General features: G+C 63.6%; 14 protein-coding genes. 10 read left to right on the forward strand and 4 right to left on the reverse strand.

The window, feature by feature from the left end; genetic code table 11:
* Positions 1-134 precede the first annotated feature (134 nt).
* The 3 genes from FJ979_RS09030 to FJ979_RS09040 all read left to right on the forward strand — a co-directional run bounded on the left by FJ979_RS09030 (position 135) and on the right by FJ979_RS09040 (position 3,400).
* Entirely contained in the window at positions 135-1,055 is a 921-nt protein-coding gene (locus FJ979_RS09030; RefSeq protein WP_140558761.1) for a LysR family transcriptional regulator, read from the forward strand.
* Positions 1,056-1,163: 108 nt separating this feature from the next.
* On the forward strand, positions 1,164-2,147 hold the full coding sequence (locus FJ979_RS09035; RefSeq protein WP_140580616.1) for an LLM class flavin-dependent oxidoreductase: 984 nt from the start codon (positions 1,164-1,166) through the stop codon (positions 2,145-2,147).
* On the forward strand, positions 2,144-3,400 hold the full coding sequence (locus FJ979_RS09040; RefSeq protein WP_140580617.1) for an LLM class flavin-dependent oxidoreductase: 1,257 nt from the start codon (positions 2,144-2,146) through the stop codon (positions 3,398-3,400). The genes FJ979_RS09035 and FJ979_RS09040 overlap by 4 nt, the downstream gene beginning before the upstream one ends.
* Positions 3,401-3,413: 13 nt before the next feature.
* Here FJ979_RS09040 and xdhC read toward each other — a convergent pair whose 3' ends face one another.
* The 4 genes from xdhC to uraH form a co-directional block, all read right to left on the reverse strand.
* Positions 3,414-4,421: a xanthine dehydrogenase accessory protein XdhC gene (gene xdhC / locus FJ979_RS09045; protein WP_140559794.1), complete on the reverse strand. Its 1,008-nt coding sequence runs from the start codon at positions 4,419-4,421 to the stop codon at positions 3,414-3,416.
* A 62-nt stretch (positions 4,422-4,483) separates the two neighbouring features.
* Positions 4,484-6,829 (reverse strand): xanthine dehydrogenase molybdopterin binding subunit, encoded by a 2,346-nt coding sequence (xdhB, locus tag FJ979_RS09050; RefSeq protein ID WP_140580651.1) that lies wholly within the window; start codon positions 6,827-6,829, stop codon positions 4,484-4,486.
* Entirely contained in the window at positions 6,829-8,310 is a 1,482-nt protein-coding gene (xdhA, locus tag FJ979_RS09055; protein WP_140580619.1) for a xanthine dehydrogenase small subunit, read from the reverse strand. Before xdhA ends, xdhB begins: the two co-directional genes overlap by 1 nt.
* A gap of 3 nt (positions 8,311-8,313) precedes the next feature.
* Positions 8,314-8,688, reverse strand: a complete 375-nt coding sequence (gene uraH, locus FJ979_RS09060; RefSeq protein ID WP_140501174.1) for a hydroxyisourate hydrolase — start codon at positions 8,686-8,688, stop codon at positions 8,314-8,316.
* 201 nt (positions 8,689-8,889) lie between these two features.
* Between uraH and puuE the strand changes: the two genes are divergently transcribed.
* From puuE to FJ979_RS09095, 7 genes are all read left to right on the forward strand, one after another.
* Positions 8,890-10,314, forward strand: coding sequence for an allantoinase PuuE (gene puuE, locus FJ979_RS09065; RefSeq protein WP_140580621.1), 1,425 nt, complete (start codon positions 8,890-8,892; stop codon positions 10,312-10,314).
* 10 nt (positions 10,315-10,324) lie between these two features.
* Entirely contained in the window at positions 10,325-11,188 is an 864-nt protein-coding gene (locus FJ979_RS09070; RefSeq protein ID WP_140580622.1) for a bifunctional allantoicase/(S)-ureidoglycine aminohydrolase, read from the forward strand.
* Entirely contained in the window at positions 11,185-11,688 is a 504-nt protein-coding gene (locus tag FJ979_RS09075; protein WP_140580623.1) for an ureidoglycolate lyase, read from the forward strand. Before FJ979_RS09070 ends, FJ979_RS09075 begins: the two co-directional genes overlap by 4 nt.
* The gene (locus FJ979_RS09080) at positions 11,688-12,281 is read left to right on the forward strand and encodes a nucleoside deaminase (RefSeq protein ID WP_140580624.1); all 594 of its coding nucleotides are present in this window, start codon (positions 11,688-11,690) and stop codon (positions 12,279-12,281) included. The genes FJ979_RS09075 and FJ979_RS09080 overlap by 1 nt, the downstream gene beginning before the upstream one ends.
* Before the next feature lie 92 nt (positions 12,282-12,373).
* A complete protein-coding gene (locus FJ979_RS09085) occupies positions 12,374-14,359 on the forward strand; it encodes a CocE/NonD family hydrolase (RefSeq protein WP_140580626.1) in 1,986 nt (661 codons plus the stop codon).
* Between the two features lie 153 nt (positions 14,360-14,512).
* A complete protein-coding gene (locus FJ979_RS09090) occupies positions 14,513-16,099 on the forward strand; it encodes an ABC transporter substrate-binding protein (RefSeq protein ID WP_140512805.1) in 1,587 nt (528 codons plus the stop codon).
* 15 nt (positions 16,100-16,114) lie between these two features.
* Positions 16,115-17,074: an ABC transporter permease gene (locus FJ979_RS09095; protein ID WP_140512803.1), complete on the forward strand. Its 960-nt coding sequence runs from the start codon at positions 16,115-16,117 to the stop codon at positions 17,072-17,074.
* Positions 17,075-17,085 lie beyond the last annotated feature (11 nt).

The raw sequence follows: 17,085 nt of genomic DNA on the forward strand, positions 1-17,085 counted from the left end.
GTCGTCCCTGCCGATGAAGCGACTTTACGGTGTGGCGCGCAAACGGAAAGAGGCGAGGTGTGCGATGACTTTCAAAAAAAATTGGAAAATACTAGGTTGCTCGCACACAGCTTGATTGAAAGCCCCTGAACCGCATGGCCTATCTCGACAACATCGCCGTCTTCGTCCGCGTGGTCGAGCTCGGCAATCTGTCGGCGGCCGGGCGCGACATGCGCATTTCGCCGGCGGTTGCTTCCAACCGAATCAAGGAGCTGGAGAAGCACCTTGGTGTGCGGCTGTTCAACCGCACGACACGACAATTGATGCCGACCGAGCATGGCACGGTGTTCTACACCGGCGCCAAGCAGGTGCTGGAAGCGATCACCGAGGCGGAGGCCGCGGTTTCGGCCCTTTCCGGTCAGCCGCGCGGCACCATCCGCGTGACCGCGCCGCTCGGCCTCGGCCGCCGCCTGGTCGCCTCGGGTATTCCCGATTTCCACGACAAATATCCTGATATCGAAGTGCGGCTGAGGCTCTCGGATCACAATGTCGATATCATGAAAGAGGGCATCGACGTCGCCTTCCGACTCGGTATCATCGAAGATTCGAGCCTCAGGATGCGCGGCATCATGGAATGCGAGCGGGTGCTGGTGGCGGCACCCAAATATCTGGAGGCGCGCGGAGAGCCGGCCGAGCCGCAGGAACTGATCAGCAGGAAGCACGATTGCCTGATGCTGCGCTATTCCGGCGCGCGCGAATATGTCTGGACCTTGCAGACGCCGAACGGACCGCAGAAATTCGAGGTGCACGGGCCCTATGATACGGACGATGGCGACGTGCTGACCGGCTGGGCGCTGTCGGGGCGCGGCATCATCAACAAGCCGCGCTTCGAGGTCGAGCCGTTCATCCGCGACCGGCGGCTGAGGATCATCCTGGCCGGCACGCCGCCGACGCCGGTGCAGTTCGCCGCCGTCTATCCGCACAAGAAGCTGCAGGACCCGAAGGTGCGCCTGCTGCTGGATTTCATGGCCGAGCGCTGCCAGCGGCTGATCAAGGACATACTGGTCGGCAAGTGAGCGGCTCCTGGCCCAGTCGCAAGGGTTGCCTTGCGCGAAGGCGAACTTAGGTTCGCGGATGCCGCCTCATGGCCGATGGGCTTTGCGCCGACTGACGAGCTAGCCACAATGCATCTCACCGTTTCGCTCAACATTGCCTCCACGGCCGGGCAGGCCGGCGCGCTCACCTTCAGCGACTTGGCCGGCTTCGCGCAGCGGGCGGAAGCGGCCGGGCTGGACATGATTGTTCTCGACGATGCGCCGCCGGGCAGGGCCGGGTCGGGCAACCCGTTCGAAGCGACGACCCTGCTTGCCGCACTGGCGACCGTGACGAGCAGGATCGGGCTGGTCGCCACCGCGTCGATGGTTGCCCACCAGCCCTACAATCTGGCGCGCCGGTTCGCCTCGCTCGATATCATCAGCCACGGTCGCGCCGGATGGAACGCAACGATGGCGCAGGCGCCGAGCGAGGCGGCCAATTTCAGCCGGCCGGATGGATTTTCCAGCGACGAGTTTCGCCGCCGCTCCGAGGAATATATCGGCATCGTCCAGGGCTTGTGGAATGGCTGGGAGGCGGACGCGCTGTTGTTCGACAAAGACAGCGGCCGCTTTCACGATCCCGGAAAAATGCACCAACTCGACCACAAGGGCGAATTCTTCGCCGTGCGCGGACCGCTGAACGTGGCGCGCTCGCCGCAGGATACGCCGGTTCTGGTCCTGTCCGGCCTGGCGGCAGGCGACCTCGACATTGCCGCGCGCACAGCCGATGTCATCCTGCTGGACGAAAGGCAGGCAGCGCGGCGCAAGGCACGCCATGACGAATGCAGGCGCCGCGTTTCCGCGTCCGGGCGCGAACCGGATGCCGTGAGGATATTGGCTGACATATCCCTCGCCGCCAACGGCGTCGCCGGGCTGGCCGACAGGATGGAGGAAGAATTCCGGGCGAACAATTGCGACGGATTCAACATCCGGCTGTCCGCGCACATTTCAGCGCTCGACGATTTCACCAATCGCGTTCTGCCGGAGCTGCGGCGGCGCGGCGTGATTCGACAGAGCTATGGGGGCACAACGCTGCGCTCGCATCTGGGACTCAGCGGCGGAGGCGACCGATGACCGCACGCCAGATAAAGCTCGGCGCCTTTCTGTGGGCGACGGGCCACCATATCGCCGCCTGGCGGCATCCCCAGGCCCATGTGAAGGCCGGGATCGACATCGATCATTACGTCGCGCTGGCGCGCACGGCGGAAGCGGCGAAATTCGACCTGTTGTTCTGCGAGGATGCGGCCGGCCTGCGCGAAGCCGATGTCAGCATCGCCAGCCAGACCTCGCGTTCGATCGGCTTCGAGCCGATCAGCCTGCTTTCCGCACTCGCTGTCCAGACCAGCCGCATCGGCCTCGTCTCCACGGCTTCGACCAGCTACAACGAGCCTTACGGGCTGGCACGAACCTTCCTTTCGCTCGACCAGCTGAGCGGCGGGCGCGCCGGCTGGAACTTGGTCACGTCGGCCAGCCCGATCGAGGCCGCCAACTTCGGCGCAACGGGTCTCAGACCCCACGCCGATCGTTATGAACGGGCACGAGAATTCGCCGAAGTCGTCACCAGGCTTTGGCACGGCAAGCTCGGCGCCTCCGGCCATGACGGCCAGAGCTTTTCGGTGTGCGATCCACTCGATTTGCCGCGTTCGCCGCAGGGCGCCCCGGTCATGGTTCAGGCCGGCGCCTCGGATGTCGGCCGCGATCTCGCCGCTCGCACCGCCGATGTGGTGTTCACCGCCGCGCAGACTTTCGCGGAAGCGAAGGCTTTCTACGACGATCTCAAGGGCCGTCTGGCGGCCTATGGACGCGAACCGGACGACATCAAGATCATGCCCGGCGTCGCCCCGGTGGTGGCGGAAACCGAAGCGGAAGCGCGGGCGAAATACGAGGAGCTGCAGGAGCTGATCCCCGATGACGTCGGCGTAGCGCTGCTGTCCAGCTATCTCAGCATCTCCGATCTTCGGCGCTATCCGCTCGACGGGCCGCTGCCCGAATTGCCGGAGAGCGAAGGCATGAAAAGCCGGCAGGCCCTGGTCATCGAGCAATCGCGCCGCGACGGCCTTTCCATCCGCCAGCTTGCCCGCCATTTCGCTGGCGCACGCGGCCATTGGCGCATCGTCGGGACCGCGGTGCAGATCGCAGACGAACTCCAGGCCCGGTTCGAGGGCGGTGCGGCGGACGGCTTCAACATCATGCCGTCATATTTCCCCGGCGAACTCGATGCCTTCGCCACCCTGGTCGTGCCGGAGCTGCAGCGGCGCGGCCTGTTTCGTAGGGATTATGAGGGCCGCACACTGCGCGATCATCTGGGCTTGAAGCAACCGGTATAGCCGCGACGTGACCTTACCCGGCCAACGTCCTATCATGCGGCATCTGACGTCCGGCATTTGACGCGGCGCCGTGATTGACCAGCGCCGTCATGATCTCGGCGGCCGCTAGCGCGGCAATGACGGATGGGCGCTTGTCTTTCACGGCGTCACCGCCAATTGGGGAAACGAGGCGGGCAAACTGCGCTTCCGTACCCTCCGCCGATTTCAGCAACCAGTTCCTGAACGTCGCTTTCTTGGTCTTCGAGCCGATCATGCCGACATAGGCGGTGTCGCCACGCTTCAGGGCTTCGGCGACAATCAGGAAGTCCAGCGCATGATCATGGGTGAGGATGGCGAAGGCGCTGCCTGCAGGCGCGTTGCGCACCTCGGCTTCAGGCATCGGGGTCAGCCGCGTCTCGACGGCTTCCGGCATTCCGTCTAGCGCGTCGGCCCGTGTTTCGATGACAACGGCACGCACAGGGAGAAGCGCTACCGCGGAGGCCAGCGCCTGCCCGACGTGGCCGCCGCCGAAGATGTAGACATAAGGCAGTTCAGCCTGCTCGATTTCCGCGGCCGAAATCAGCTCCTGCGCCAACGTCGCATCGACGAGGCGGATCGACACCTCGACGCGCCCGCCGCAGCATTGGCCGATCTCCGGACCGAGCGCCACGTCGAGGATCACGCGGGCGTCGGGGCGGGTCTCTTCACCCTCCCCCTTGTGGATAGGGTTGGACGACGTCGTCGTCGAGGGATCTGTGAACGCCGCTCCCCCGCCCCGTTTCGCTGACGCCGCTTCGCGGCGTCCGCTCGCCGACCCTCCCCGCAAGGAGGAGGGTAAAGAGCCCAGCATCTGCCGTGCCTTGTCGATGGCCATATATTCCAGTTGGCCGCCGCCGATCGTGCCCGATGTCGCTGCTTGCGAGACGAGCATGAAGGCGCCCTTCTCGCGCGGCGTCGAGCCCTTCGTCGCCGCGACCTCGACGAGCGCGACCCGGCCGGTTTGGCCAAGAAAGGCTTTCAGGCTTTGCACAGTCGTGTTCATTTTTTACATTCCCTGTCGGGAAATATAGGCCTTTTCGGCCTGTTTTGCACGTTTTGCCGGAGTCAGGTCTTCGCCTCTTTCTTCAGCCGCTCGATCGCCATCAGCACGCGTTCCGGTGTCGCAGGCGCATCGAGACGTGGACAGATCCTGTGGTCGGCGACGCTTGCCACCGCGTCGGACAGGGCATGCAGCACCGACATGCCGAGCGGGAAGGGCGGCTCGCCGACCGCCTTGGAGCGATGGATCGTCGGCTCACCGGCCTCCGGCCAATCGGCCAGTGTCACGTTGAAGATCTTAGGCCGGTCCGACGCCAGCGGGATCTTATAGGTCGAGGGCGCATGCGTGCGCAGCCGGCCCTTGTCATCCCACCACAGTTCCTCGGTCGTCAGCCAGCCCATGCCCTGGATAAAGCCGCCCTCGACCTGGCCGAGGTCGATGGCGCGGTTCAGCGAGCGGCCCGTCTCGTGCAGGATGTCGGTGCGTTCGACCATGTATTCGCCGGTCAGCGTGTCGACCGAGACTTCCGAGCAGGAGGCGCCATAGGCGAAATAATAGAAAGGACGGCCCTCGCCCTTGTCGCGGTCCCAGTGGATCTTCGGCGTCTTGTAAAAGCCGGCCGCCGAAAGCTGGATGCGGGCCATATAGGCCTGCTTGACGAGGTCGGCGAAAGGTATCTCCTGGTTGCCGATTCGCACCCTGTTGGGCAGGAACAGCACCTGGTCGCGTGGCACCTGGTATTTCTCGGCGGCGAAATCGGTCAGCCGGTCCTTGATCTGGCGGGCGCCATTCTGCGCCGCCATTCCATTGAGGTCGGTGCCGGACGACGCGGCGGTGGCCGAGGTGTTCGGCACCTTGCCGGTGGTCGTCGCGGTGATCTTCACCTGGTCGAGATCGATCTGGAACTCTTGCGCCACCACTTGCGCCACCTTGACGTTGAGGCCCTGCCCCATCTCGGTGCCGCCATGGTTCAGATGCACCGAACCGTCGGTGTAGACATGCACCAGCGCGCCGGCCTGGTTGTAATGCGTGGCGGTAAACGAGATGCCGAATTTGACCGGCGTCAGTGCGAGGCCTCGCTTGATGAAGCGGCTGTTGTTGTTGAAGGCCGAGATTTCGCGCCGGCGCCTTGCATAGCTGGCGCTTTCTTCCAGTTCCGCGACGATGCGGTGGATGATGTTGTCCTCGACCGCCTGGTGGTAGGGCGTGACGTTGCGGTCGGCGGTTCCATAGAAATTCCGCTTGCGGATCTCAAGCGGGTCCTTGCCGACGGCAAACGCCACCTCGTCGATGATACGCTCGGCGCCGACCATGCCTTGAGGGCCGCCGAAGCCGCGAAAGGCGGTGTTCGAGACCGTGTTGGTGTAGAGCGGCGCCGACTGTGCATGCACAGCCGGCCAGAAATAGGTATTGTCGCAGTGGAACAGCGCGCGGTCGGTGACCGGCCCGGAAAGGTCCGCAGAAAAGCCGCAGCGCGCCGCGAACATGAAGTTGACGCCGAGAATATTGCCCTCATCGTCGAAGCCGGCCTCGTAGTCGATGAGGAAATCGTGCCGCTTGCCGGTGGCGATCATGTCGTCATCGCGATCGGGCCGGATTTTCACTGCCCGATGATGCTTCTTGGCGGCGATCGCGGCCAGCGCTGCAAACTGGTTGCCCTGCGTTTCCTTGCCGCCGAAGCCGCCCCCCATGCGACGCATTTCCACGGTAATGGCGTTGCTCGGCACGCCGAGTGCATGACCAACCATGTGCTGGACTTCGCTCGGATGCTGCGTCGAGGAATAGATGGTGACGTCCTGATCCTCGCCGGGAACCGCCATCGCGATATGCCCTTCGAGGTAGAAATGCTCCTGGCCGCCGACGCGCATTTTTCCTTTCAGCCGGCGGGGGGCCTGACGGATCGCAGCAGCCGCGTCGCCGCGTTTCAGCGTCAGAGGCGGCGTGACGAGTTTGTCCCTGGTCGGATCGAGCGCGCCGATGTCGGTGACGAAAGGCAATTCCTCGTATTCGACCCTTGCCAGCCTGGTGGCGCGCCGCGCCTGCTCGCGCGTCTCGGCAATCACGCAAAAGATCGGCTGGCCGAAAAACTGTACCTCGCCGTCGGCGAGTACCGGCTCGTCATGGCGCCCGGTCGGCGAAATGTCGTTCTCGCCCGGCACATCCTTTGCCGTGAGCACGTCGATCACGCCGGGGGCGGCGCGCGCCGCCGACAGGTCCATTTTGGCGATGGTGGCATGCGTGGCCGTGGCCAAACCGAGGCAGCCATGCAGCGTGCCCGCCGGTTCGGGCATATCATCGATGTAAACGGCGCTGCCGCTGACATGCTTGTGCGCGGAATCATGGCGCTGGTCTGTGGCGACGCCGCCGACGATCTTTTCGGCCTTTAAATTGGCGCTGGCGTGCTTGTTCATCATGCCGCCTCGTTGCGCGACACCTGGAACGGTGCCCTGGTGCCGGTGGTTTCGACAAAGAAACGCAGCAACAAGTTTTTCGCCGCCAAAGCCCGATATTCAGCGCTTGCCCGCATGTCGGTGAGCGGCGTGAAATCCGTTGGGTATTCGGTCATCGCCGCCTCGACTGTTTCTTCGGTCCAGGGTTTGCCGAGCAGAGCTTTCTCGACCGCCGCAGCCCGCTTCGGCGTCGCCGCCATGCCGCCATAGGCGATGCGGATATCGGCCACGGTGCCGTCCCTGGCCAAGGTCAGAAAAAACGCGCCGAGGGCGGCGGTGATATCCTCGTCGCGGCGCTTGGTGATCTTGTAGACGCCGAACTTCGTTTCGTTTGCCGGAACCGGCACATGCACGGCCTCGACGAACTCGCCGGCCTGCCGGTCCTGCTTGCCATAGGCGATGAAGAAATCCTCGAGCGGGATCGTGCGCCGCTTGCTTCCACGGCGCAGCGTCAGCCGCGCGCCGAGCGCGATGAATGGCGGCGGTGTGTCGCCGATCGGCGAGCCATTGGCGATGTTGCCGCCGATCGTGCCCATGTTGCGCACCTGTTCGCCGCCGATGCGATCGAACAATGGCCCGAGCGCCGGGATGCGTTTCGACAGCATCGCGAAGGCATCGGAATAGGTGACGCCGGCGCCGATCGAGATCACGTCCTTGTCCTCGGCAATGGCGCACAGCCCGTCGAGATTGCCGATGAAGATGACAGGCGAAATATCGCGCATGTGCTTGGTCACCCAGAGACCGACATCGGTCGAGCCGGCGACGATGGTGGCGCCCGGTTCCTTGTCGAGCACGGCGGCGAAATCGTCAACGTCAGCCGGCACGACGAGCCGCGCCTTGCCGGCGCCGATCTCGATCCGTGCGCCGTCGCCCATCGCCTCGAGTCTGGCCATGATCGACTGACGCTCCAGCGCCAGCGGATCCTTCTGTGCTTTGCCGTAGCTGGAGATGGCGCGAGCCGCGCGCATGATCGCCTCATAGCCGGTGCAGCGGCAGAGATTGCCCTGCAAGGCCTTTTCGAAGGCCGCGTCCGACGGTTCCGGTGATTTCATCCACAAGCCGTAAAGCGACATGACGAAACCTGGCGTGCAGAAGCCGCATTGCGAACCGTGGAAATCCACCATCGCCTGCTGCACCGGGTGCAACTGGCCCGGCGTTCCACGGAGATGCTCGACCGTCACGACATGGGTGCCGTCCAACGAACCCAGAAAGCGGATGCAGGCGTTGACACTTTCATAGACCAGTTCGCCGGCGGAAAGCCTGCCGACCAGCACGGTGCAAGCGCCGCAATCGCCCTCTGCGCAGCCTTCCTTGGTGCCGCGCAGCGATCGGTCGAGCCGCAGCCAGTCAAGCAAGGTCGCGTCAGGCGCCACGGATGACAGCACGACATCCCTGCCGTTGAGGATAAAGCGGATGTCGTTGCGGATCTTGACCTCGGCCACGTCTCAGCTCCCCCTGTAAGTCGAATAGCCATAGGGCGAGACGAGCAACGGCACATGATAGTGCACGGCATCCGCCATGCCAAAGCGGATCGGCACGGTATCGAGGAAGGCCGGCTCGGGCAGTTTCGTTCCCTGGCGCCGCAGATAGTCACCAGCGGCGAACACAAGCTCGTATTCGCCGGTCTGGAAATCCGCGTCGGCCAAAAGCGGTGCGTCGCAACGGCCATCGGCGTTGGTGGCGACCGTCTTCAGATGCGTCCTGGCCGGGCCATCGATCCGGTAGAGCGCGATCGACAATCCCGCCGCGGGCTTGCCGGTTGCCGTATCCAGGACATGGGTCGTCAGACGCCCGCCATCGATTTTCGACGTTTCTGCCATTGTCCGCCTCCCATTCCAATACGAACAAACCGGCCGGTACAGCCAAACATTGCTGATGAATTGTGCGCCAATTAAAGGCGATGCATAAGTCCCGGTCGAGCGGAGTGCGACAAAAACACTTTCAAAAATTTTCGGGGGAATGCGAGAAGCACCCTTTCGATATCCTGATCATACTTCGGGCGATGCCCCGTGGGAGGGACGATGCGTTACACCAGAGACATGCGCGGCTACGGAGCCAATCCGCCGGATCCCAAATGGCCCGGTGGCGCGCATGTGGCCGTGCAATTTGTCGTCAATTACGAAGAAGGCGGCGAGAACTGCGTCCTGCATGGCGACAAGGCTTCGGAAGCCTTCCTGTCGGAAATCGTCGGCGCGGCTCCCTGGGCGGGCCAACGCCATTGGAACATGGAATCGATCTACGAGTATGGGGCGCGGGCAGGCTTCTGGCGGCTGCTTCGCCTGTTCACCGAGGCCGAGGTGCCAGTGACCTGTTACGGCGTCGCCACGGCACTCGCCCGCTCGCCCGATCAGGTGACGGCGATGCAGGATGCCGGCTGGGAGATCGCCTCGCACGGACTGAAATGGATCGACTACCGCGACCACAGCGCCGAGGACGAGCGCCGCGACCTCAAGGAGGCGATCCGGCTGCACTACGAAGTGACAGGCGCGCGCCCGACGGGCTGGTACACCGGCCGGACGTCGGTCAACACCGTGCGGCTGGTGGCGGAGGAAGGCGGCTTCGACTACGTCTCCGACACTTATGACGACGAGCTGCCCTACTGGTTCGCGGATGACGGGACCGACAGGCCACAGCTCATCATCCCCTACACGCTCGATGCCAACGACATGCGCTTCGCCACGCCGCAGGGCTTCAACTCGGGCGACCAGTTCTTCGCCTATCTGAAGGACAGTTTCGACACGCTCTATGCCGAAGGCAAGGCTGGGCGGCCGCGCATGATGAATATCGGCCTGCACTGTCGCCTCGTCGGGCGGCCGGGGCGGGTGGCGGCGCTGAAGCGCTTCGTCGACTATGTGAAGTCGCACGACAAGGTCTGGCTGGCGCGGCGTATCGACATCGCCAGGCATTGGCGCGAGACCCATCCATACAAGCAGCCGGTGCTGCGCCCTTCGAGGATGGAATTCGAGGCCTTCGTGCATGCTTTCGGCGGCGTTTTCGAACATTCGCCGTGGATAGCCGAGCGCGCTTACGAGCTGGAACTTGGCCCGGCGCACGACAGCGCCGGCGGCCTGCACAATGCGCTCTGCCGCGTTTTCCGCGCCGCAAGCGAAACGGAGCGGCTGGGCGTGCTCAACGCCCATCCAGACCTTGCCGGCAAGCTGGCAAGGGCCAGGCGGCTGACGGCGGAATCAGCCAGGGAACAGGCTTCGGCCGGCCTCGATGAGCTGACCGACAAAGAGCGCGAGCTGTTTTCCAAGCTTAACGCCGCCTACGTCACCACCTTCGGTTTCCCGTTCATCGTCGCGGTGAAGGGCAAGACCAGGCAAGAAATCCTGGCGGAGTTCGAAAGGCGCATCGGCAACAGCCGCGGCGTCGAATTCGAGACCGCCTGCAAACAGGTCGAGCGCATCGCGCTCTTCCGCCTCAAGGACATGCTTCCGCAATAGGTTTGAACCCATGGATACGATCAGGATGCCCGAGCGAACCTATTATGCTCCACATGGCGGCCATTCCGGCCAGAGTGAGCTTCTGACCGGCCGCGCCGTCTTCACCGAGGCCTATGCCGTCATCCCCAAGGGCGTGATGCAGGACATCGTCACCAGCGCCCTGCCATTCTGGGACAAGACCCGCGTCTGGATATTGTCGAGGCCGCTGTCGGGCTTTGCCGAGACGTTTTCGCAGTACATCGTCGAGATCGCGCCCGGCGGTGGCAGCGACCGGCCGGAACCCGATGCCGGCGCCGAGGGCGCCTTGTTCGTGGTCGAAGGCGAACTGACCGTCCTGCTTGCCGGCGAAAGACATGTCTTGCGGCCGGGCGGCTTCGCCTTCCTGCCGCCGTCGAGCGGCTGGACTGTTCGCAACGAAAGCAATGCGGCTGTCCGCTTTCATTGGATACGCAAGGCTTATGAGTCCGTCAGCGGCCTCGAGGTCCCGCAAGCCTTCTTCACCAACGAGCAGGACATCGCGCCGACGCCGATGCCCGGTACCGACGGCCGTTGGGCGACAACGCGCTTCGTCGATCCGGCCGACATGCGCCATGACATGCACATGACCATCGTCACCCTCGAACCGGGCGCGGTCATTCCCTTTGCCGAGACCCATGTCATGGAGCACGGGCTCTATGTGCTGGAAGGCAAGGCCGTCTACCGGCTCAACCAGGACTGGGTCGAGGTGGAGGCCGGCGACTATATGTGGCTGCGCGCCTTCTGTCCGCAGGCCTGTTATGCCGGTGGACCGGGAAAATTCCGCTATCTGCTCTACAAGGACGTCAACCGGCACGCCAAACTCGGCGGTGCCGGCATCGCGGGGCGTGCGCCGTGACCCGCATCGTCGCGCGGCCGCTGACCCGCGAGGGCTTTGCCCCGTTCGGGGATGTCATCGACATGGGCGGCGACAACCACTACCCGATCAATGGCGGCAAGGCCGAGCGCTACCATGATCTGGCGACCGCAGAAGCGGTAGGGCCCAATGCGCGCGTGCTGATCTCGATGGTGCGCGGCACGCCTTACGAATTGCCGCTGACGCTGAGCATGGTCGAGCGCCACCCGCTCGGCAGCCAGGCCTTTATCCCGCTGTCGCCACGACCGTTCCTGGTCGTCGTCTGCCATGACGGCAAGGAGGGTCCGGGCGAGCCGCATGCCTTCATCACCAAGCCAGGGCAAGGCATCAATTATTCACGCAATCTATGGCACGGCGTACTGACGCCATTGGGTGAGCCCCAAGATTTCCTGATCGTCGACCGTGGCGGCGACGGCTCCAATCTCGAAGAATTCCATTTTTCGCACGCCTACGAGATTCATCTCCCCGACGAGATCCTTTGATGACCGACATTTCGCTGATCGACCGCCTGCTCGACGTCATCGAGCACGACATCGTGCCGAAGACGCAGGAAGGCGTCGCCCATGGCAACAAGCTGTTCGGCGCGGCGGTCCTGAGGAAAGGCGACCGCTCGCTGGTGCTGGCCGAAACCAACAACGAGATCGAAAACCCGCTCTGGCATGGCGAAGTGCACTGCCTGAAACGCTTCTACGAAATGCCCAAAGCCGAACGCGTCGACACCAAGGATGCCATCTTCCTGGCTACGCACGAGCCCTGTTCGCTCTGCCTGTCGGCGATCACCTGGACCGGTTTCAACAATTTCTATTATCTCTTCAGCCACGAGGATTCGCGCGACAGTTTTGCCATCCCGCACGATCTGAAAATCCTGAAAGAGGTCTTCACCCTCGATCCCGGCGGCTACAATGCCGAGAACGCCTATTGGAAAAGCTTTTCGATCCGCAGGCTGGTGCGGGCACTGCCCGAGGCGGAACGCGGGCGGCTGGAGGCGCGCATCGGCAAGATTGCAGCTTTTTATGACGCACTCTCTGGCGCCTACCAGGCGAACAAGGCCGAGAACGACATTCCGCTGAATTGAGGGCAGCAAGCAGCGGCACAGGTCGCATAATTCTCTACTCCAGTCGCGAATGGCGATTGAAACTTGCCGCGCCGCGAGGCGTTATGCGCGCCATGAAAACCGTCACCGAGTTTCCCCGCAAGGTCGTCGAATTCCCTGACATGGCCATCGTCATGCCGGATGGTTGCCGGCTGTCGGCGCGGGTGTGGATGCCGGAAGATGCCGGCGACGATCCGGTGCCTGTCATCCTCGAGCACCTGCCTTACCGCAAGCGCGACGGCACCATCTTTCGCGACCAGCTGACGCATCCCTATTTCGCCGGCCACGGCTATGCCTCGATCCGTGTCGACATGCGCGGCAATGGCGATTCCGAAGGGCTGATGGACGACGAATATTCCGAGCAGGAGTTGCAGGACGCCTGCGACGTCATCGCCTGGGCGGCGGCTCAACCCTGGTGCAACGGCAATGTCGGCATGATGGGTATTTCCTGGGGCGGCTTCAACTGCCTGCAGGTGGCAGCCATGCAGCCGCCGGCGCTCAAGGCGGTCATCAGCCTGTGCTCGACCGTTGATCGCTATGCCGACGACATCCACTACAAGGGCGGCTGCCTGCTGCTGGAAAATTTCGGCTGGGCCTCGACAATGCTGTCCTATTCGTCACGGCCGCCGGACCCGCTGCTGGCGGGCGACAACAGATGGCGCGACCTGTGGCTCAGCCGACTGGAGAACCAGTCGTTCCTTTTGCCGCTCTGGCTTGGCCACCAGCACCGCGACGCCTACTGGAAACGCGGCTCGATCTGCGAGGATTTCTCCGCCGTCAAGGCCGCGGTGCTGTCGATCGGCGGCTGGCATGACGGCTACCGCAACACCATCTCGCATCTCGTCGCCAACATCGAGGCGCCGGTCAAAGGCATCGTCGGCCCCTGGATCCACAAATACCCGCATTATGCCGGGCCCCAGCCGGCAATCGGCTTCCTGCAGGAAGCGCTACGCTGGTGGGACCGCTGGCTAAAGGGCGTCGAGACCGGCGTCGAGGCCGACCCGGCCTACCGCGCCTATGTGATGGACAGCGTGCGGCCGGCGCGCTGGCATCCGGAACGGCCGGGCCGCTGGGTGGCGGAGCGGCAGTGGCCTTCGCCCGACATCAAGACGCAAACGATCGAATTGATCCCGGCGGGCGGTAAATCCGTCACCATCGCTTCGCCGCAAAGCTGTGGGCTGGCCGGCGGTGAGTATTTCCCGTTCACCTTCGGCCCGGAATTGCCGGGCGACCAGCGTCCCGACGACGCGCTGTCGGTGTGTTTCGACCAGCCGGAACTCGCCGAGGCGATCGACGTCGTCGGCGCACCGGAAGTCGACGTCCGGTTATCCTGCGACCGCCCGCAGGCCAACATCGCGGTGCGGCTTTGCGACGTGCATCCCGATGGCGCCTCCGAACTGATCTCCTATGGCGTGCTCAACCTGACGCATCGCCTCTCGCACGAATTCCCGCAAGCGCTTGTCCCCGGCGAGAGCGTTTCGGCACGCGTCGTGCTCGACCAGTGCGCCTATCGCGTGCCGGCCGGCCACCATTTGCGCATAGCCGTCTCGAACGCCTATTGGCCCATGATCTGGCCCTCGCCGGAGCCGGTCCGCCTGAGCCTGTCGGCGGCGACGCTGAAGCTGCCGCTGCGCCCGCTGGCGACGGGCGACGAGGTCACGTTCGCCGCGCCGGAGGCTGCTTCCCCCTGGGCAACCGAGACGATCCGCCCGGCCAATTCGGAACGCCGCGTCGACCGCGACGAGAAGACCGGCATCGTCACGCTTTCCATAGAAGACGATTTCGGCGAGGTGCGCGATCTTGCACATGGCCTGGCGAACGGCAGCATCGCCCGCGAGACCTGGACGATCCATCCGGACGATCCGTTGTCGGCTGGGGGACGGACGCATTGGACGCAAACCCTGTCGCGAAGCGGATGGTCGGTGCGCACCGAAACATCGGCCGAAATACGCTCGGACGCCAAAAACTTCATCGTAAGCGCCCGAATTGAAGCATACGAAGGCGAAAAACTCGTCTTCGAACGCGATTTTGAACAGGCGGTTCCGCGCTCGCTTGTTTGAGCGGCAAGGCATTGGTCCAATTGCGACGTGCCATTTACGCCACGGCATGTCGCATTCGGTCTTGCTTACCGCTTTCCCTTGCGGTCATTATTCCCCTCACAAGAAACAAGAAAACGACCACTAAGGTCGAACCAACAGAGTGAGGAACTCAAAATGTCAAACGAACTGGAATTCCTTAGCCGACGCGTCGCCTCAGGCAAGCTCAGCCGTCGGGATTTTCTCGGCCGGGCGGCAGCGCTCGGCGTCACCGCGACCTTCGCCAACTCACTGCTTTCGAGCGCGGCGCGCGCAGCCGGCCCGGTCAAGGGCGGCACGCTCAAGGCAGGCCTGGTTGGCGGCGAGTCCACCAACAGCCTGGATCCAGCCCTGTTCATGACGCAGGTGCCGTTCGCCTTCGGCAAGATGTGGGGCGAACTGATCGTCGAGCTTTCCCCAGAGGGCAAGCTCGAGAACCGCATCGCCGAGGAGATCGGCTCGTCCGACGATGCCAAGGTCTGGACACTGAAGATCCGCGACGGCGTCGAATTCCACAATGGCAAGACGGTGACCGCCGAAGACGTCGCCGCCACGCTCGAGCGTCATTCGGACGAGAAGTCGAAGTCCGGCGCGCTCGGCTACATGAAAGGCATCGAAAGCATCAAGGCCAGCGGCAAGGAAGTGGTGCTGACGCTGAAGGAGGCCAATGCCGATCTGCCCTACCTGCTCAGCGACTACCACCTGATCGTCCAGCCCAATGGCGGCAAGGACAAGGCCGATGCCGGCATCTCGGCGGGCCCTTACAAGGTCACCACCAACGAGCCCGGCGTGCGCCATGGCGGCGAGCGCTTCGCCAATTACTGGCAGGGCGACAAGATGGGCCATGCCGACCAGATCGAGATCATCGTCATCAACGACGCTACGGCCCGTACGGCCGCCCTGCAGGGCGGCCAGGTCAACATGGTCAACCGCGTCGAGCCGAAGATCGTCGACCTGATCAAACGCGTGCCGGGCGTCACCATCCGCAACCATGCGGGACCGGGCCACTACGTCTTCATCATGCACTGCAATACGGCGCCGTTCGACAACAACGACCTCAGGATGGCGCTGAAGCTGGCGATCGACCGCGAAGAAATGCTGAAGAAGGTGCTGCGCGGTTACGGTTCGCTCGGCAATGATTTCCCGATCAATGCCGCCTACCCGCTGTTCACCGAGATCGAGCAGCGCACATACGATCCGGACAAGGCCAAGTTCCACTACAAGAAGTCGGGGCATGACGGCGCGGTGCTGCTCAGGACCTCCGACGTCGCCTTTCCCGGCGCCGTCGACGCGTCCCAGCTTTTCCAGCAGAGCGCGGCCAAGGCCGGCATCCAGATCGAGCTCAAGCGCGAGCCGGGCGACGGCTACTGGAACGAGGTCTGGAACAAGCAGCCCTTCTGCGCCTCCTATTGGGGCGGACGCTCGACCCAGGACCAGATGTACTCGACCGCCTACCTGTCGACCGCCGACTGGAACGACACGCGTTTCAAGCGCCCGGATTTCGACAAGATGGTGCTGGCGGCGCGCGCCGAGCTGGACGAGGCCAAGCGCAAGGCGATGTATCACGACATGGCCGTCATGGTGCGCGACGAAGGCGGCCTGATCCTGCCGATGTTCAACCAGTTCATCGACGCCACCGGCGCCAAGGTGGGCGGCTGGGTGGACGATCCGCACCAGGAGTTGATGAATGGCTATGCCCTGGCAAAGTGCTGGCTCGAAGCCTGAGCCGGCCTTGCCCAGATGTCCTCACCCATCGTGAAACTGGTGGCCCAGCGCGTCGCGCTGGGCATCCTCCTTTTGTTGGCCGTCTCGGTCCTGATCTTCGCCGGCACACAGATCCTGCCCGGCGACGTCGCGCAAGCCATCCTAGGGCAGTCGGCGACACCGGAATCGCTCGCCAATCTGCGTGAGCAGCTTGGGCTCAACGATCCGGCCTATATCAGGTATTTCCGCTGGCTCGGCGGCGTTTTGACCGGCGATCTCGGGACCGCCATGTCGAGCGGACAGGACATCGCGACATCGATCAAGGGCCGGCTGTGGAACACGCTGTTCCTCGCCTTCTGGGCGGCGATCGTGGCCATTCCACTGGCCATAACGCTTGGCCTGATCGCGGTGCGCTACCGCAATGGTTGGGTCGACAAGCTGATCTCGGGACTGGCGCTCGCCTCGACCTCCTTCCCGGAATTCTTCATCGGCTACTTGCTGGTCTTCTACTTCGCGGTTCAGCATCAGTGGTTCCCCGCCATCTCGACCGTCTATGACGGCATGCCTTTCGGTGAACGCATGCAGGCGATCGCGCTGCCGGCGGCGGCGCTGACGCTGGTGGTGCTTGCCCATATGATGCGCATGACGCGCGCTGCGATCCTAAACGTCATGCAATCGGCCTATGTGGAGACTGCCGAGCTCAAGGGGCTCTCGGCTTTCGCGGTCATCCGCAAACATGCCTTCCCGAACGCCATCGCGCCGATCATCAACGTCGTCATGCTCAACCTCGCCTATCTGATCGTCGGCGTGGTCGTGGTCGAAGTGATCTTCGTCTATCCCGGCATGGGGCAGTATCTGGTCGATCACGTCACCAAGCGCGACGTGCCGGTGGTGCAGGCGGTTGGACTGATCTTCGCCGCCGTCTATATCGGCCTAAACATCATCGCTGATATAGCGGCAATCGTCGCCAATCCGCGCCTGAGGCATCCCAAATGAAGAGGGCGGGC

The organism is Mesorhizobium sp. B1-1-6, assembly GCF_006443035.1.
GTDB lineage: Bacteria > Pseudomonadota > Alphaproteobacteria > Rhizobiales > Rhizobiaceae > Mesorhizobium.

Excerpts from the sequence above, each read along its gene's own strand:
- FJ979_RS09030 (WP_140558761.1), top strand. The coding sequence starts at position 135 with ATGGCCTATCTCGACAACATCGCCGTCTTCGTCCGCGTGGTCGAGCTC.
- FJ979_RS09035 (WP_140580616.1), top strand. The coding sequence starts at position 1,164 with ATGCATCTCACCGTTTCGCTCAACATTGCCTCCACGGCCGGGCAGGCC.
- FJ979_RS09040 (WP_140580617.1), top strand. The coding sequence starts at position 2,144 with ATGACCGCACGCCAGATAAAGCTCGGCGCCTTTCTGTGGGCGACGGGC.
- xdhC (WP_140559794.1), bottom strand. The coding sequence starts at position 4,421 with ATGAACACGACTGTGCAAAGCCTGAAAGCCTTTCTTGGCCAAACCGGC.
- xdhB (WP_140580651.1), bottom strand. The coding sequence starts at position 6,829 with ATGAACAAGCACGCCAGCGCCAATTTAAAGGCCGAAAAGATCGTCGGC.
- uraH (WP_140501174.1), bottom strand. The coding sequence starts at position 8,688 with ATGGCAGAAACGTCGAAAATCGATGGCGGGCGTCTGACGACCCATGTC.
- puuE (WP_140580621.1), top strand. The coding sequence starts at position 8,890 with ATGCGTTACACCAGAGACATGCGCGGCTACGGAGCCAATCCGCCGGAT.
- FJ979_RS09070 (WP_140580622.1), top strand. The coding sequence starts at position 10,325 with ATGGATACGATCAGGATGCCCGAGCGAACCTATTATGCTCCACATGGC.
- FJ979_RS09080 (WP_140580624.1), top strand. The coding sequence starts at position 11,688 with ATGACCGACATTTCGCTGATCGACCGCCTGCTCGACGTCATCGAGCAC.
- FJ979_RS09085 (WP_140580626.1), top strand. The coding sequence starts at position 12,374 with ATGAAAACCGTCACCGAGTTTCCCCGCAAGGTCGTCGAATTCCCTGAC.
- FJ979_RS09090 (WP_140512805.1), top strand. The coding sequence starts at position 14,513 with ATGTCAAACGAACTGGAATTCCTTAGCCGACGCGTCGCCTCAGGCAAG.
- FJ979_RS09095 (WP_140512803.1), top strand. The coding sequence starts at position 16,115 with ATGTCCTCACCCATCGTGAAACTGGTGGCCCAGCGCGTCGCGCTGGGC.